13 protein-coding genes are annotated in these 14498 nt (G+C 42.9%); 3 read left to right on the forward strand and 10 right to left on the reverse strand.

The window, feature by feature from the left end:
• Positions 1 to 17: 17 nt before the first annotated feature.
• From BAA01_10260 to BAA01_10305, 10 genes are all read right to left on the reverse strand, one after another.
• Positions 18 to 1040 (reverse strand): hypothetical protein, encoded by a 1023-nt coding sequence (locus BAA01_10260; GenBank protein OUM88990.1) that lies wholly within the window; start codon positions 1038 to 1040, stop codon positions 18 to 20.
• Positions 1041 to 1043: 3 nt separating this feature from the next.
• Positions 1044 to 2033, reverse strand: coding sequence for a hypothetical protein (locus tag BAA01_10265; protein ID OUM88991.1), 990 nt, complete (start codon positions 2031 to 2033; stop codon positions 1044 to 1046).
• The gene (locus BAA01_10270) at positions 2017 to 2772 is read right to left on the reverse strand and encodes a hypothetical protein (GenBank protein OUM88992.1); all 756 of its coding nucleotides are present in this window, start codon (positions 2770 to 2772) and stop codon (positions 2017 to 2019) included. The genes BAA01_10265 and BAA01_10270 overlap by 17 nt, the downstream gene beginning before the upstream one ends.
• Positions 2765 to 3658: a hypothetical protein gene (locus BAA01_10275; protein ID OUM88993.1), complete on the reverse strand. Its 894-nt coding sequence runs from the start codon at positions 3656 to 3658 to the stop codon at positions 2765 to 2767. The genes BAA01_10270 and BAA01_10275 overlap by 8 nt, the downstream gene beginning before the upstream one ends.
• Positions 3655 to 4245: a hypothetical protein gene (locus tag BAA01_10280; GenBank protein ID OUM88994.1), complete on the reverse strand. Its 591-nt coding sequence runs from the start codon at positions 4243 to 4245 to the stop codon at positions 3655 to 3657. The genes BAA01_10275 and BAA01_10280 overlap by 4 nt, the downstream gene beginning before the upstream one ends.
• On the reverse strand, positions 4242 to 4949 hold the full coding sequence (locus BAA01_10285) for a hypothetical protein (GenBank protein OUM88995.1): 708 nt from the start codon (positions 4947 to 4949) through the stop codon (positions 4242 to 4244). The genes BAA01_10280 and BAA01_10285 overlap by 4 nt, the downstream gene beginning before the upstream one ends.
• Positions 4939 to 5442: a hypothetical protein gene (locus tag BAA01_10290; protein OUM88996.1), complete on the reverse strand. Its 504-nt coding sequence runs from the start codon at positions 5440 to 5442 to the stop codon at positions 4939 to 4941. Before BAA01_10290 ends, BAA01_10285 begins: the two co-directional genes overlap by 11 nt.
• Entirely contained in the window at positions 5439 to 7484 is a 2046-nt protein-coding gene (locus BAA01_10295; protein ID OUM88997.1) for a hypothetical protein, read from the reverse strand. Before BAA01_10295 ends, BAA01_10290 begins: the two co-directional genes overlap by 4 nt.
• 155 nt (positions 7485 to 7639) lie before the next feature.
• Positions 7640 to 8380, reverse strand: a complete 741-nt coding sequence (locus BAA01_10300; protein OUM88998.1) for a teichoic acid ABC transporter ATP-binding protein — start codon at positions 8378 to 8380, stop codon at positions 7640 to 7642.
• A gap of 24 nt (positions 8381 to 8404) precedes the next feature.
• Positions 8405 to 9181 (reverse strand): ABC transporter, encoded by a 777-nt coding sequence (locus tag BAA01_10305; protein OUM88999.1) that lies wholly within the window; start codon positions 9179 to 9181, stop codon positions 8405 to 8407.
• Between the two features lie 122 nt (positions 9182 to 9303).
• On the opposite strand from BAA01_10305, the gene BAA01_10310 reads away from it, so the two are divergent.
• The 3 genes from BAA01_10310 (at position 9304) to BAA01_10320 (ending at position 14326) form a co-directional block, all read left to right on the forward strand.
• Positions 9304 to 10203 carry a glycosyl transferase family 2 gene (locus tag BAA01_10310; protein OUM89003.1) on the forward strand — a complete coding sequence of 300 codons (900 nt, stop codon included), beginning with the start codon at positions 9304 to 9306 and terminating at the stop codon, positions 10201 to 10203.
• Between the two features lie 16 nt (positions 10204 to 10219).
• The gene (locus tag BAA01_10315) at positions 10220 to 12640 is read left to right on the forward strand and encodes a hypothetical protein (GenBank protein ID OUM89000.1); all 2421 of its coding nucleotides are present in this window, start codon (positions 10220 to 10222) and stop codon (positions 12638 to 12640) included.
• Positions 12641 to 12751: 111 nt separating this feature from the next.
• Positions 12752 to 14326: a hypothetical protein gene (locus BAA01_10320; GenBank protein OUM89001.1), complete on the forward strand. Its 1575-nt coding sequence runs from the start codon at positions 12752 to 12754 to the stop codon at positions 14324 to 14326.
• The last annotated feature ends 172 nt before the right edge of the window (positions 14327 to 14498 follow it).

The following is a 14498-nucleotide window of genomic DNA, read 5'->3' on the forward strand; positions in this document are numbered from 1 at the left end:
CGCAGCCTCCTAATGCATCAGATCATAATGTAACTATTACCTGATTCATATATTCTTTCAATCAAAGACATTACATATAAGGCATCATAAATATTTCCGTGCTTTACCTGTTCTCTGTTAACAACTGCATCATAAAATTCCTTTACTTCATAATACCACGAGTGATCTTCAGTAAAGCACAAAGTATGTTCAGACGGCCTGCCCAATTTACCTGTTCTTGCATTCAAATCCTTGCGATAATAAGTCAGCTTTTCCTCTCCATAGCTTAATGTTGAGGTAATGAGCCCATCTAATTCAATGTACCCATTGGTACATACAATTTCCAAATTAAATTTATGTTTCCATTGAGTTGCGCTAGAATGCAATGAAGCGATTTGGCCTTTTGATGTTTCCAAAAGCGCAAACGCGTTATCTTCAACAGGTATTTTCTTCCATGCCAAAGTATTGACTACACTCTTGACTGAAGCGAATTCACCCAAGAAATAATAAAGCAAGTCGAGCATATGAATGCCTTGATCCAACAAGATACCGCCGCCGGAAATTTCAGCATTATTTCTCCACTCTTGTTCAAAGTTTGGGGTACCCGCTTTGCCATAAACCCCCCTTGCGCATATGATGTCGCCCAAAAGCCCCGATTCAATCAATGCTTTCGCTTCTATAATGGAATTATGATACCTGTGATTAAACCCAAACTTTAAAACGCAGCCAGATTGGTCATGCGCCTTCTTCATTTCTTGTGTTTCAGCTAGATTTCTTCCGGGAGGTTTTTCTGCAAAGACGTGCATGCCCCTTTTCAACGATTCACAAACGATTTCGGAGATATAAGCATTAAACGTACAAACGAAAACAGCATCAAGTTTTTCGGAATTAACGCACTCTTTCCAGTTTTGATAGGTTCTTTCTGTATATCCGGATAGATTGCCAATATTTGTGTCACACAAGGCAACAATTTCAAATCCGCCGTGTTCTTGTAAAATTCGATAACGCAACTTGCCCATTTTGCCCATACCAATGATTGCAGTTTTTAACTTCTTGTTCATTTTTTACATCTCCCTCGTCGCAATTACTTGCGCGTAAGAACTCAACCCGCTTTTTTGCAAAAATCTTTGAAATTCAGACAATGTATATTTGTCCGCCGTATCAATCAAATACTTTATAAATAAATTGTTTTTTTCTATTCCTTCCCGGTTATCCAGTACATATTGGAGATCCAAAAGGCCTGGCGTGGAAATCTCCAGGACTTTAAATCCTGCTTTTGACAAAGCAATCTCTAACCCTTCTTTCGACAGAAGAAGGACATGCTCATATGGGAATACATTCGTAATATTTTTTTGTAAAGTCAAAATATCAAAGCCAGTACCAACTCTTGTACTCAGAAATAGCAATCCATCTTCCTTCATTATTTCATGAAGAGCTTGTAAATCTTGTACAGGATTTATCGATTGCTGAATCCTATTTAGGTATAGTACAATATCGGCTTTTTCCGAACCTAATGGTTTGGCGCACACTTCAATATTGGGTATAATAGAATCTCGTAATTCGTATCTGTCAACGAGCGAGGAGGTAATCAATCTGTTAACCAGCGCTTTAAATCGATTTCCATAATCGATCACGTTTAAGTTCTTATTTCGACCTAAATATCGATATGATCTGAATTTGACCCAATCGATCATATCCTCCCAAACAATATCTCTACGTTCTTCCGCGGCTGATTGATATTGGTCCGACAAGCGAAATTCGATCAGTTCATTACTTTTTTTATATGCTTCAAGGACGTCAGGATCGGCATTGGTAAAAATACTAAAGCAACTTTCACAGCGATAGTATTCCACACTCCAAATGTCAAAAAAAATGTTCACATCCGCGTTACCGCATACGGGGCAACTTCCCGTTTTTTCTTTGACCGGTTTGTTTTGAAGAAGATCTCTCACCACTCTTTCTGCGATCCTCTTCTCTTCATTAAATATGCGTGTATCATGCAATCTCTTGTCGACAGCATGATCGTATTCAATATAATCATATGCCTTTAGCATAATAATCCTCCCGTAACTCTTTATTCGCAAAACACCGGCATATACATTTGTTACCATTTAACATTTCAATTTCAGCAATTCCACCAGATGCTTTGACTATGGCAGTACCGGCTGCTATATCCCAAATCATAATCTCTTCTTCAAAATAAGCATCAATTTTCCCGCATGCCACAAAAGTCGACATGAGAGCTGCAGCACCAATCATCCTGGTTTTTTTGAAATGTTGGACCTTTTTAATGTACGTAAGCAGACTATCGGTCGAATAGTCGCGAAAAACAGGAAATCCCGTTGCCATGATGGCATCTCTTGTCCTTTTGATATCAGACGGCCGAATCTTTTCTCCATTCATAAACGAACCTTGTCCGACCACACCATAATACATTTCCGATACTGCAAAGCGATTAACCACGCCCAATATCGGTCCAGTCCTGTCCCAAAGCGCTATAGAAACACAAGCCAAATCGGGCATATTTTTGTAATAGTTCGCTGTGCCATCAAGCGGATCAATAATCCACTTGAATTCATGCTCTTCATTACCCAACAAACCCGTTTCTTCACTTAAAATCGGAATCCCGGTTTTTTCTAATTCTTCTATTATAATTTGTTCGCTTCGTTTATCGGAGGACAATTTAATATCTCTTTGGTTGGTATCTTCCACAACAATGCTTTTCCTTGATTTCAAAAACTCACCGGCTTTTATTGCCGCACATTTTGCCAAATCCAACAAATCATTATTCATAACCCAAATCCCTCAGGATATTCTTTGCCGCCTCGTATTCCATCAATTCACGACAGCGATCTGTGTATGTTGAAGTGTGTGGTGTGAGTATCGCATTTTCACATTCAGTGAGTTTCCCGTAATAAGGCTCTACCGGATGAACATCGCCCCAATACCAGGCAACCAAACCACTTTTCAAGGCTTCGTAAAGTTTATTCTCATTAATTAAATTTCCCCTAGCGCTATTCAAAATGACGACACCGCGTTTCATTAAAGAAAACGAATTTTCATTAAGAATCTCGGAATTTCCGGACGCATGCAAGGAGATTATATCCGCCAATTGAAGACCATCTTCCAAACAGTTTATTGTTACATCAGGACGATTGGGATCATAAATGAGAATGTGGGTTCCAAAAAGTTTGAGCAATTCTGCGACTTTCTGTCCAATTCTTCCGTAACCGATTATTAGTACTGTCTTTCCGTGTAACGAAAATCCAATTCTCTTCTTCCAGATCTTATTGTGCATATCTGCATTCAGAGGTATTATTTGCCTGCTAATGGCAAGTAATGCTGCCAACACCATTTCTCCGACAGCCTCTGTAGGAGCGTCCGGGGTATTGGAAACCTTAATTCCCCTTTGGTGTGCAGCATCAATATCTATGTTATCCATTCCGATTCCAATTCGCGCAATAGCTTTCAGTTTTGGAGCCCGGTCCAAAACCTCAGCATCAATTGTTTCAAGACCGGCCAACAATCCATCAGCGTCTTTCAAATGATCAATTATTTCTTCTTTGGTCATTTTTCTTCCATATGGATTCAGTACGACTTCAATTCCCCTGGCCAATAATGCATTCAGGGCTTTTTTACTCTTTTCCGCAAACGATGATGCTCCAACAACGATTTTCAATGTCTACCCCCCATATACTTGTCCAGGAACAAATCCAACCAGCAATGTAGCAACACGGCATGTGCCGATTCGACCAACCCGTATGTGTCAGCTGGAATATAAAAGTTTAGATCACCCATTTGACGAGACTTATTTTCGGCTGATTTCCCTGACAGCGTAACCACAAAGGCACCTTTTGACCTTGCAGCTTCAATGGCTTTAATAATATTGGGTGAATTACCTGATGACGATATGGTCACCAGTACATCCTTTTCAGTAAGCAACTTTCTAATTTTTGTGCTGAACACCTCTTCGAAAGAAATGTCGTTACTAATAGCCGTTAAAGCGGAAGTTTCCGCATTCGTAAAAGATATTATGCCCGCGTTTTGCGTACAATCGTGGGAAAAATGTTCCGCCATTGTCGCGCTTGCACCATTTCCTGCAAAGAAAAAGACCCCCTTGTCTTCATCTCTGACTTTCTTTGCTTTTTCTACCCATCTCATCAATCCCTCATCTGAGTCCATGGTATTTCCAATGCGGTCAGTCACAATCATACCTGACAACGCTTCATGTATTTCATTAATATAACTCAAGTAGTAATTACTCATATTTCCAAATACTCCTTCAATTGTGTATTTGATATTCTTCTGGCTTGCAAAAAGCCCTCTGCGATTCTCCAATCTTCTTCCGTGTCCAAATCACACGATTCATCCTTAGGAATACTGAACAATCCCAATTTCCCACCAAATACAGGATTCTTATTTTCGTTTTGCAGCTTTAAAAATACATCTCTTTTCCAAGCAGTCAAGGCCCATACGACTTTGTGAACGGGCTCTAATAATTGGCTGTTAACTTTTTCCGCTAACGAAAAATTGATAGGTGAATCTTTGAAAAAAAATTCCGCCTTTTCTGAAATAACTGATAATACGGTGTCATAGTCATTGTTGTCCACAAACTCCATGAATTTTCTTGCAGTATCGACCGTCAACAAAGGTGATGTGGTATTAATCATGACCACATAATCACATTCATGTTTCTGAAGAAATTCATAAACAAATTCTCTGTTTGTCGCTTGATCATTGGCCAGATCTGCCGGCCTCTTATGAAATAAAGCTCCATACTCTCCTGCAACTCTGCCCAATTCATCGCTTTCCGTGTTTACCCACACGCTGTCAAACAATCCCACGCTCAACGCTAAATCAATGGCATACTTGATTAATGGTTTCCCCGCAAGGTATCGGATATTTTTTTTCGGTATTCGTTTTGAACCAAGACGTGCGGGTATCATGGCGATATATTTCCTACTTGTCAAAATACTCCCTCCTGATCTTGATGACGTATTTTTTTATTTTTAATGGCGTGTCATTTACTGCAATCTGCGGACGATGAGCTTCATGGGGAAACAACAATACAAAATATCCCGGATATACATTTACATAATGAACCGGCTGCTTATCCGTCTCATGAAAGAAAACCACATCGTTGTGATCGTCATACGCTTTCTTGATATCCAATTGCTGACGATTGTAGATTTCTATACCTTCTGCGCCTAAAAGAACAGACTGAATGTCAACATACTTGTCATGGGCCTCGATTGGACACTCCCTCAGAGAAGTAGGATAGCTCATTATACGTAAATATATACCCTTGCCATCTATGTATATAGTCTCGTCCGGGCTCTTTTCATCAATGTTTATTAAAGATGACAAGATTGGTCTTCTTATTTTTTCGGGCAAATACAAGTGTAAATTATCCATCTTATCAAAAATCACCATTGATCTCTCCAATCTTTCATTCCATATCATCTTACCATAGAAATTATTTTTTTCATCGCTCTTTTAGGATTTCTAATTGCTTTTTTAATCAATCCCCAATACTTCTTACAGTCAACATTATGATGTTTCACTTTTCGCAAGCTGTACAACTTGAGTATTTCTTCTCGATTAAAGTATCTGCCTTGATCATCCCGAATCAGTATCGCATTTTTCCACAAATTATAGGCTGCTTCCCTGTCATAATGTTTTCGATTGGCCAAATAATCCTCAATTTCACAACATGTTACATATCTTTTAATGTCTTTCGATTCTCCGATTCCAATAGAATTTGTCAGTAACGAAAATTGAATTAGATCGGTCACTTTATATTTGTTAATAAATTGATGTGCTGCGCTAAATGCAAACTCTTTACTTATCTCCATATATTCACCATACTTTATCACCTGTTTGAAAAAGTCCGTAATCCCTCGATGCATTTGCTTAATCGCCTCGTAGATTTGATCATTTTTCTCTACATGGCTAAATATAGGTACAACTTTTTGCCCATGCTTGTCTTCAGTAAACTTAATCAATGAACCATGAGGCCCAGAAAAAATAAATTCAAAGATCATGATATGGTCAAAAATCTCTTTCTTATATTTTTTCGGCCTTCCCTGATCGAACATGTAACCGACTGAACGTCTTTTTATTGCATCAAAAATATTCTCAGCTGTTCCAAAATAATATCCGTAAACTGGTTTTTTGATCAACTCTTGAATCGCCAAGTGTGTTGATCCCCGCCAGCCTATATCGAAAATGTTAATACAATCATATTCAAAAATTTTCATTGATTCCAAATATTTCATCAAGGCTTTACGCTCGGTCTCAAGCAACCGAGCAATATCTTTCCATATATCTTTCAGGAATTTCTTGATTTTTGTGATCGATTCACTATTTACTATGGAGTTTGTATCGAGTCCATAAGAAGCGAGCTTATCTAAATAGGGTTGGTGCTCCAATCCGATATTATCAAGTATCTCGGCTACGGTTAGTTGTTGGCCTAATACGGGATTATAAGCAGTCAAAATATCTAGTGCATATGAATGATCTCCATCTACCAATTGCGCGTAGATATACGCTCTTCTCGAGGCAAGCAAATAATAGCTTTCCGGCAGAGTCTTGTCATGTTCTCTCATAATGTTATAAAGGTGATAGGCCAAGTAGCCATCCCGGGATAAGAAATAGATGTTATCTTTTCCTCTCACCTGTTCCGCCAGCCAAAATAAAAGACCTGCATATAACGGGCCAGAAATATTGAACCCAAATTTATACCAGTACCCCTCATCCTTGATGGCATATGCCGCGTTCTCTCGAAGAGCATAAAGAATGGAATCACCGATATGTTTAATACGTTTGAAATCATCCTTATTTCTGGAAATCTTATAGTGAATCCCCTCTATACCATATCGGCGGGGAATTTCATAGTCTGATATTTCGTTGTCTCCAATGTGCAACCAACGGACTGATTCATCTATTTTTTGTTTTTTTCTAATGTAAGTAAGTATATTTCCCGTTGCTTTCGATACCTTGCGATCACCGGAAACAAAAAGTTCATTATATCCAGAAACCTCATTTTTATCCAGAAGTTCTCCTATTATGGACTCCGAAAGATACATGTCGCTGATGATATAGATCTTCTTCCCCAATCTTTTCGTTGCGTCATATAGCTTTTTAAGCTCCGGATTGATAACAATAAAACGTTTTTCCATTTCGATTTCGATCTGCTTTAACTTTTCGGCGACTTCTTCGCCAAATTGTTCTTCTACATACCGGTAAATTTCGTCAAGTGTTACGTCTTCTTCTTTCGTATTCTTGCGAGCTTTTTGTTCCGCCTCAATTCGAACACCAAAAAAAGGTAGTTGAACACCGAATTTTCTCTTGTATTCCATTTCTACCAGACGAAAAATATCTACCGGTTGTGCAACGTTTCTGAGTAACAGTGAATCAAACACGTCGAATGATACAATATCATATTCATTTAAACGCTTATATATTGAATCTATCAAATGATTTGCGCCTGCCATAACCTCCACCCGATGCCGTCTCTTTTATTGTAAAGATACCATCAAATGGACAAAAGGCCTTTTTCATCCTCTGCAAAGAAAAAATGTGTTCCAACTTGCCGGTTTCGGAGTTTCGAACACAATCTCGATTTAACACCTATTCCAAACTTGGAACCGCAATTGGTTTATTTTTTTAATGAAGCTTTGTATTTCCCAATCACCTCATCTGCATCTCCGAGTTCCCTTATTTTACCCTGGTCCAACCACATCACTCTATCACTCAATTTTGCTATTTGCTCCAATGAGTGGGAAACAAGCAATACTGTAGTCCCTGATTCGATCATGGACATAATCTTCTGCTCAGACTTTCTGCGAAATTCAGTGTCGCCTACCGCTAGAATTTCATCCACAATCAATATGTCAGGCTGAACAACGGTTGCAATTGAAAACCCGAGCCGCGCCTTCATCCCCGACGAGTAAGTTTTTAACGGTGAATGAACAAACCGCCCAAGCTCCGAGAATTCAATAATCTCCTCCAATTTTTCTGAAATAAATTTTTTTGAATATCCGAGCAACATTCCATTCAAATAAATATTTTCCTTTCCCGTCAATTCGTTGTTGAATCCTGCCCCCAATTCAATTAGGGGAGCTATACTTCCGTTTCTGATGATCTTTCCGGTAGTCGGTTTTAAGACACCGGCAATTATTTTCAGTAATGTGCTTTTTCCAGCCCCGTTTCGTCCGATAATACCAAACACTTCGCCTTTAAAAACCGAAAAACTGACCCCGTTTAGTGCATAAAAATCTTCATAACGCAATTCCCTTCTTATTTTTTTTATGAAAAAATATTTGAGGGAATCCACTTTTTCCGTCGTCAATCGGTATTTCATTGTTAAATCCGTTACCCGAATCATTTCATCTTTCATAGGCAATAAGAACCCCGTTCTTTTTTAGAGATAATATATAAAGCGGTCTTGGCATTTATAGAATACAATAAGTCCGGTAATCCAATATATAATTGCATATGCAACGGCCAACAAGTGTAGTGTTGGATCCGGCATGTATTTATACATCACAACATCCCTGAAAATTTCTACAACAGGGTACAGGGGATTCAATAAAAAGAGGATCATATATTGATCGGGAATAATCGATACCGGGTAGAAAATGGGTGTCATGTACATGATAATTAACAACAAGACTGAATAAAAATGCTTCACATCCTTAAAAAACACATTGAACGATGACAACAGCAAACCAATCCCCGAACAGATAAAAAACAAATAAATCATGGGAAGAATAAAGAGCAGATTTATCCAATGAAAAGTCATTCCGGTAGCTATCATCATTATAAATAACGGAATAAGTGCAATTAGTGTTGTAATGAAAGATGAGCATATTCTGGAAAGGGGAAAAAAATATTTTGGAACGTACACTTTTCTGATTAATTGAGCGTTGATATGAATGGAGTCCATGGCAAAATTAGTTGATTCAGAAAAAAATTGATAAAGGATTCTTCCAATCAAAACGTAAATTGGAAAGTTTGGGATTTCAACTTGAAATAATTCCATAAATACTATGCTCAAGACAACCATCATAAGCAAAGGATTAAGCATGCTCCAAAATACGCCCAAAATTGAATTGCGATATTTTAGACTGACGTCTTTTCTTACCAATTCAAAAAATAAATCTTTATATTTTATCAAGTTATAAAAATGTTGCCTCATTTTCATTTCTCCTTAAAATCATAATAATATCATAGTTTTATATAATCCATTATTTCTTGCTATAATTCCGTTTATATTAGGAATGACGAGGAGTTGGTGATGTGTCGTATGTTCAAGTTCTTATGTCAACGTATAACGGCTCCGAGTTTCTGAGAGAACAGATTGAAAGTGTTTTGAATCAATCATACCATAAGGTAAAGTTGCTTGTCAGAGATGACGGATCGACTGACAGTACAAAAGATATATTAAAATATTACCTTCATAAGAACCCTGAGAGAGTTCAGGTGATATGGGGCTCCAATATCGGGGTCATTAACAGTTTTTTTGAACTGTTGAACATCGCCGACCACTCTTGTGATTTTTATTGTTTCTGTGATCAGGATGATGTCTGGTTTCCAGACAAGATAGATCGTGCATTAAGACAGTTGAACGGTTTGAGCCATATCCCCGCTATGGTCTGCACAACCACTTATGTTACCGACAAATCTCTAAAACCACTAAATATTTGGCCCAAGCCCCCTGCCCGGCAACCTTCTTTTTTTAATGCCGTGGTTCAAAATATAGCTGTGGGAGCCACAATCACTCTCAATAAACGGGCCAGGGAATTGATTATCGGCAAAGCGATTCAAACAGAGTTTATTCAAATGCACGATTGGTGGACATACCTCTGTGTGTCCGCCTTTGGAAAAGTGATCTTTGACTCCCAACCATCAATATTATACCGCCAACATGACAGAAATACGGTGGGAGGCGAAACATCTTTTTACAACCTGCTGATCCGCAAATGGAAAAGCTTTAGGCGTAACAGAGGAAAATATTTATTGCGCAAACAAGCCGCCGAATTTAATCGCATCTATGGTCATTTGCTGAATGAAAACGAACAATCGCAATTGTTGGCTTTTTTGGAGAAGAAAGAAACATTAAAGGATCGGTTAGCGTATTTGAATAAGTGCAAATTGTATCGAAACTCTCCATTTGAACAATTGATATTTAAGTTCCTGATTTTGATAGGATACATTTAAGCGAGGATTGTTGCCAATGTCTAAACAAAAAACGGATTTTTCCGTCACCCAGTGGGCTGCTCTTTTTGGTATGGCCGTTTTCTTTTTCTATATGCCCTATAGGAAAGGACTTTTTAACGGTTCCACATTCGGCTACGACTACCCGATCTATGAAGCCCAGCTTTTCTTGTTCATCGTGTTTCTTGTCGCACTTGCCAATGTCGCTCGCCGACTGAAATACGACAGCACCGAGTTTTTGTTCGGAATCGGCATGCTGCTGATGCCGCTCATTTACTGGCTATCTTCGTTCCAGGCAGTATCTTATCACAACGCCGTCATGATGGTGTTCATTTATGCTTTGTATGCAACCTTCTTCCTGACGGCCGTGTCGCTGGTAACAAACAAATGGACAAGGATTACGACTGAACTCATCGTGTTTCTGTCCGGATATGCGATCGTGGTGACAGGTCTGCTGGCGGCTACAGGGCAAGTCTCGCTCAAAGATTCAATCTGGTTTACAAGCGGCACCTATCGTCTTACGTCGGTTTTCCAATACTCGAATACGTATGCAGGTTTTCTGCTGGCCTATTTTCTTGCCGCGGCATTCGCCGTCGTCAACGCCAGACGGACGATCACGGCGTGTTTCCACGCCCTTATGCTCGTCCCGATCTGGATTTCGTTCATGCTGACGTATTCGCGCGGTGCGCTGATTCTGGTGCCAATCCTGGTCTTGATCATCCTTGTCTTTCTCAGGCCTGACAGGCAGATCACCTATCTGGGCACAATGGCGGTTTCCGTCGCCGCTTCGTTCGCCATTCTGAACCCGTATACGGAGAATTATATCGGGATTGCCAAGCGCGTCATGCCCAAATCCGCCGAAGAGAATCCCTATATCCTGCCCTTCCGGGATCCGGCGGTATTGAAAGCGTGGGGGATGCTGCTTGCCGCCTCCGTCGCCGCCGCCTTGTGCATATGGGCGATCCGCGCTGCCCAGCCTTGGCTAGAACGGCGCTTGGCCCGGTGGACAGAGCGCGGCTTTTCCGCGTTCATTCTTCCGATCGCGGGCGCGTTGTTCGGGCTTCTGGCTGCTGTAACGCTGTTCGGAACGGGAATCGCCGGCAAAATCTTGCCCCGGAGCATTGCGGACCGCATCGCAAACATCAATTTCCGCCAGCATAGCGTGCTTGAACGGCTGACATTTTATAAAGACGCCCTGAAGTTGTCAGCCGACTACCCCCTTCTCGGGGCCGGCGGCGGCGGATGGAGCGCGTTGTTCGAGAAATACCAGAACAACCCTTATTACAGCCGACAGACGCACAGTTATTTCTTCCAGACGCTTGTCGAAGTCGGCTGGATCGGCGCGATCGTACTGCTTGTGCTGATCGGCGGCATTCTGCTTTTCTACCTCCACCATTATTGGAGGGAGCGAAAGGAGCAGCCGGGGCATTTCATCTTCTTCATTCTGGCATTCTCCATCCTGGCGCACAGCATGATCGACTTTGACATGAGCTTCGTCTATATAGGCGCTCTGGTATTCTTCTCGTTGGGCGTGCTGGGAGCCATCTATCGTGACAGGTTGAGCATGCCGCGTTTGTCCGTCTTGAACCGGGGGTATCGCCGTTACATTTACCCCGCGATTCTCGGGATCTTGACATTCGTGCTGCTCGCCCAGGTGTTCCAGGAATATGTGGCTAACGGTTTCTACCGGCAAGCATTGCACATGGCCTCAATGGAAAGAAGAACGCTTCAGGAACTGTTGGTTACGCTGGATAACGCCATTGCGAATTCGCCCGCCCATCCGGAATACGCGTACACGAAAATTGATTGGTTGAGTCAAGCTTTTCTGCAAACCGGAGACCGTTCCTATGCCGAGAAGGCGAAGGCCGAAATCCGGAGAATCAAATCATACGAGCCCTACGACAGGCAAATTCTTTTGGCAGAATACCGCAACCATAAGGATTTGGAAGAGTATAAAGAAGCGGTGGCCGTTTTGGAAGAAGGGATTTCCAAATTCCCGTGGGACATCAAGTTCTACGAAGCGGCCGTCATGGAATATGCGGTCAATGGCAAAGGCTTGCTTGAGAGTGATCCAGCCGCCGCGGAGCAATATTTTGACAGAGGCCTGGAACTTTACGGCGAGGTTCTTCGTCGTATTGATATGCTGGGAGATTTGCCGGAAGAGCAGCTTCAGGGACGGGATTATCGGGTCACGCCGTTCCTGAGGCAGGCGGTCGGTCAAATCTATTACGCACGCGGACAATATGAAGAGGCGGTGGAGATTCTCGCTCCTTTGAAAGACAGCGATTTGCAAGATCCGTACATTCGAATCGGTATTCGCCATTATCTCGCTTCATTGGAACGAATGGAACGTACCGACGAAGCTCTAAAAAATCGTCTGTTCAAAGCCGATCCGAATGAAAGAAAAGAATTGCAAAATCTCCTCCAGAAGGCGAAATAAGACATTTTTCGGCGGTCTTTCGCAATTGCAACACTTCCATTCCGACAATTCGTATACTATAATATGAGACCTAGAGTACGAATTTGTCATGAAAGGAGGTGAAAACAGAGAATGAAGAGACTCGCAATCCGCAAAACCGCCGGCCTTATGGCTTTGATCATGACGATCTCGCTGATGTTGCCGATTATCGCGTACGCAGCAGCGGAATTCGTCAAAGTGGAAGTAAACGCCGACGGTAAAGTTTCCGTCGTCTTTAAGGTCACTGACGATGTGTACGCTGCGGAAAACTTCTTCGGCCGGGAAGTCGTGGTGAACGTCTACGACAAGAACGGCAAATTGGGAACAATCACGCTAACGTACCAAAAAGGCTATGGTAACGATGGTTACTACTACGTTGGCACGTCTGATTCGATAGCGAAGCTCGTAAACCAACAAGAATCTGTCTATCTGAATGTTTACGGCTTCGTCAATGACAATGTCCCGATTGCCGTTTATGAAATTAAGCCGTCCGACAGCAAACCTACACCCATCTACTTCCCGCCGATTCCCATTGGCGATAGCGATGTCGATGTGGTGAAGGCCAACCCGGACGGCACGGTAGACGCTGGTGCGCTGAAGGCGGCACTCGCTAAGGGCTACGCTACGGTCGAGATCTCCGGCGATGTCGCGAAGCTTCCGGCTTCCGCGCTGACGGAAGGCGGGATCGTGAAGATCGTCTCGCCGCTCGGCTGGTACGAACTGCCGCTGAGCGAGCTCGACCTGGAAGCGCTGGCCGAACAGCTGGGCGTCGAGCTTGACGACCTCTGGATCGTCGTGACGATTGCCGAAGTGCAAGGCGGCCTGAAGGCGTCGGCTGAACAAACGCTTGGCGCTCTCGGCGAGATCGTGTCCCCGATCGTCGAGTTCAAGCTCGAAGCCGTAGCCGGCGACAACTCCGTCGAGATCAGCAAGTTCAGCCAGTTCATCAAGCGTGCGCTGAAGCTGAACGCTGAGGGTGGCAGCCTCGTTGGCGTCAGGGTCAACGGCAATGCGGCGAACCCGCTGCCGACGAAGGCCGGAGATGGTGAAGCCATCATCTACAGCAACACCAACTCCGTCTACGGTGTCGTGGCAGTGGCTCCGAAGTCCTTCACGGACCTCGCGAATCACTGGTCGCGCGATTACGTCACCAAGCTGGCGAACAAGCTGATCGTCGAGGGCACGGGTGCCGGCAAGTTCGATCCGAACCGTGACGTCACGCGTGCGGAATTCGCCGCGATGATCGTTCGCGCGCTCGGTCTGGAGGCTTCCGGCAACGCTCCGTTCTCCGACGTTGCCGACTCGGCTTGGTACGCCAAGGCGGTGGCGGCTGCGGCGGAATACGGCATCGTCAACGGCTACAGCGACGGCACGTTCCGTCCGAACAACAAGATTACCCGTCAAGAGCTGGCTGCGATGGTCGTTCGCGCCCAGAAGCTGGCTGGCAAAGAGGTAGTCTTGTCGAACGCGGAAATTGCCTCGCTGCTGAGCGGCTACAAGGACGCCGGCAAGATCGGCGCATGGGCAAGGGCGGAACTGGCGGCAGCGATCAAGGCTCAAATCGTGCAGGGCAGATCGTCCTCCACGGTGGCGCCGACCGCTACGGCTACCCGTGCGGAAGCTGCTACCATGATTAACCGCTTCCTGACCAACGTCGATTTCATCTGATCGGCGGACAAGCCCGCAAAAAAGAGAGACCCTTCGGGGTCTCTCCAGACTGTCGACAAACCCCTTGTCGGCAGTCTTTTTTATTCGTTTAATTCTTTATCCATTCACCGCGTTAATATGGTATATTATATGTAGTACATACACAGGAGTGATCCGCCTTGCTCCGTAAAAC

Source organism: Bacillus thermozeamaize (genome assembly GCA_002159075.1).
In the GTDB taxonomy this organism is placed as follows: domain Bacteria; phylum Bacillota; class Bacilli; order ZCTH02-B2; family ZCTH02-B2; genus Bacillus_BB; species Bacillus_BB thermozeamaize.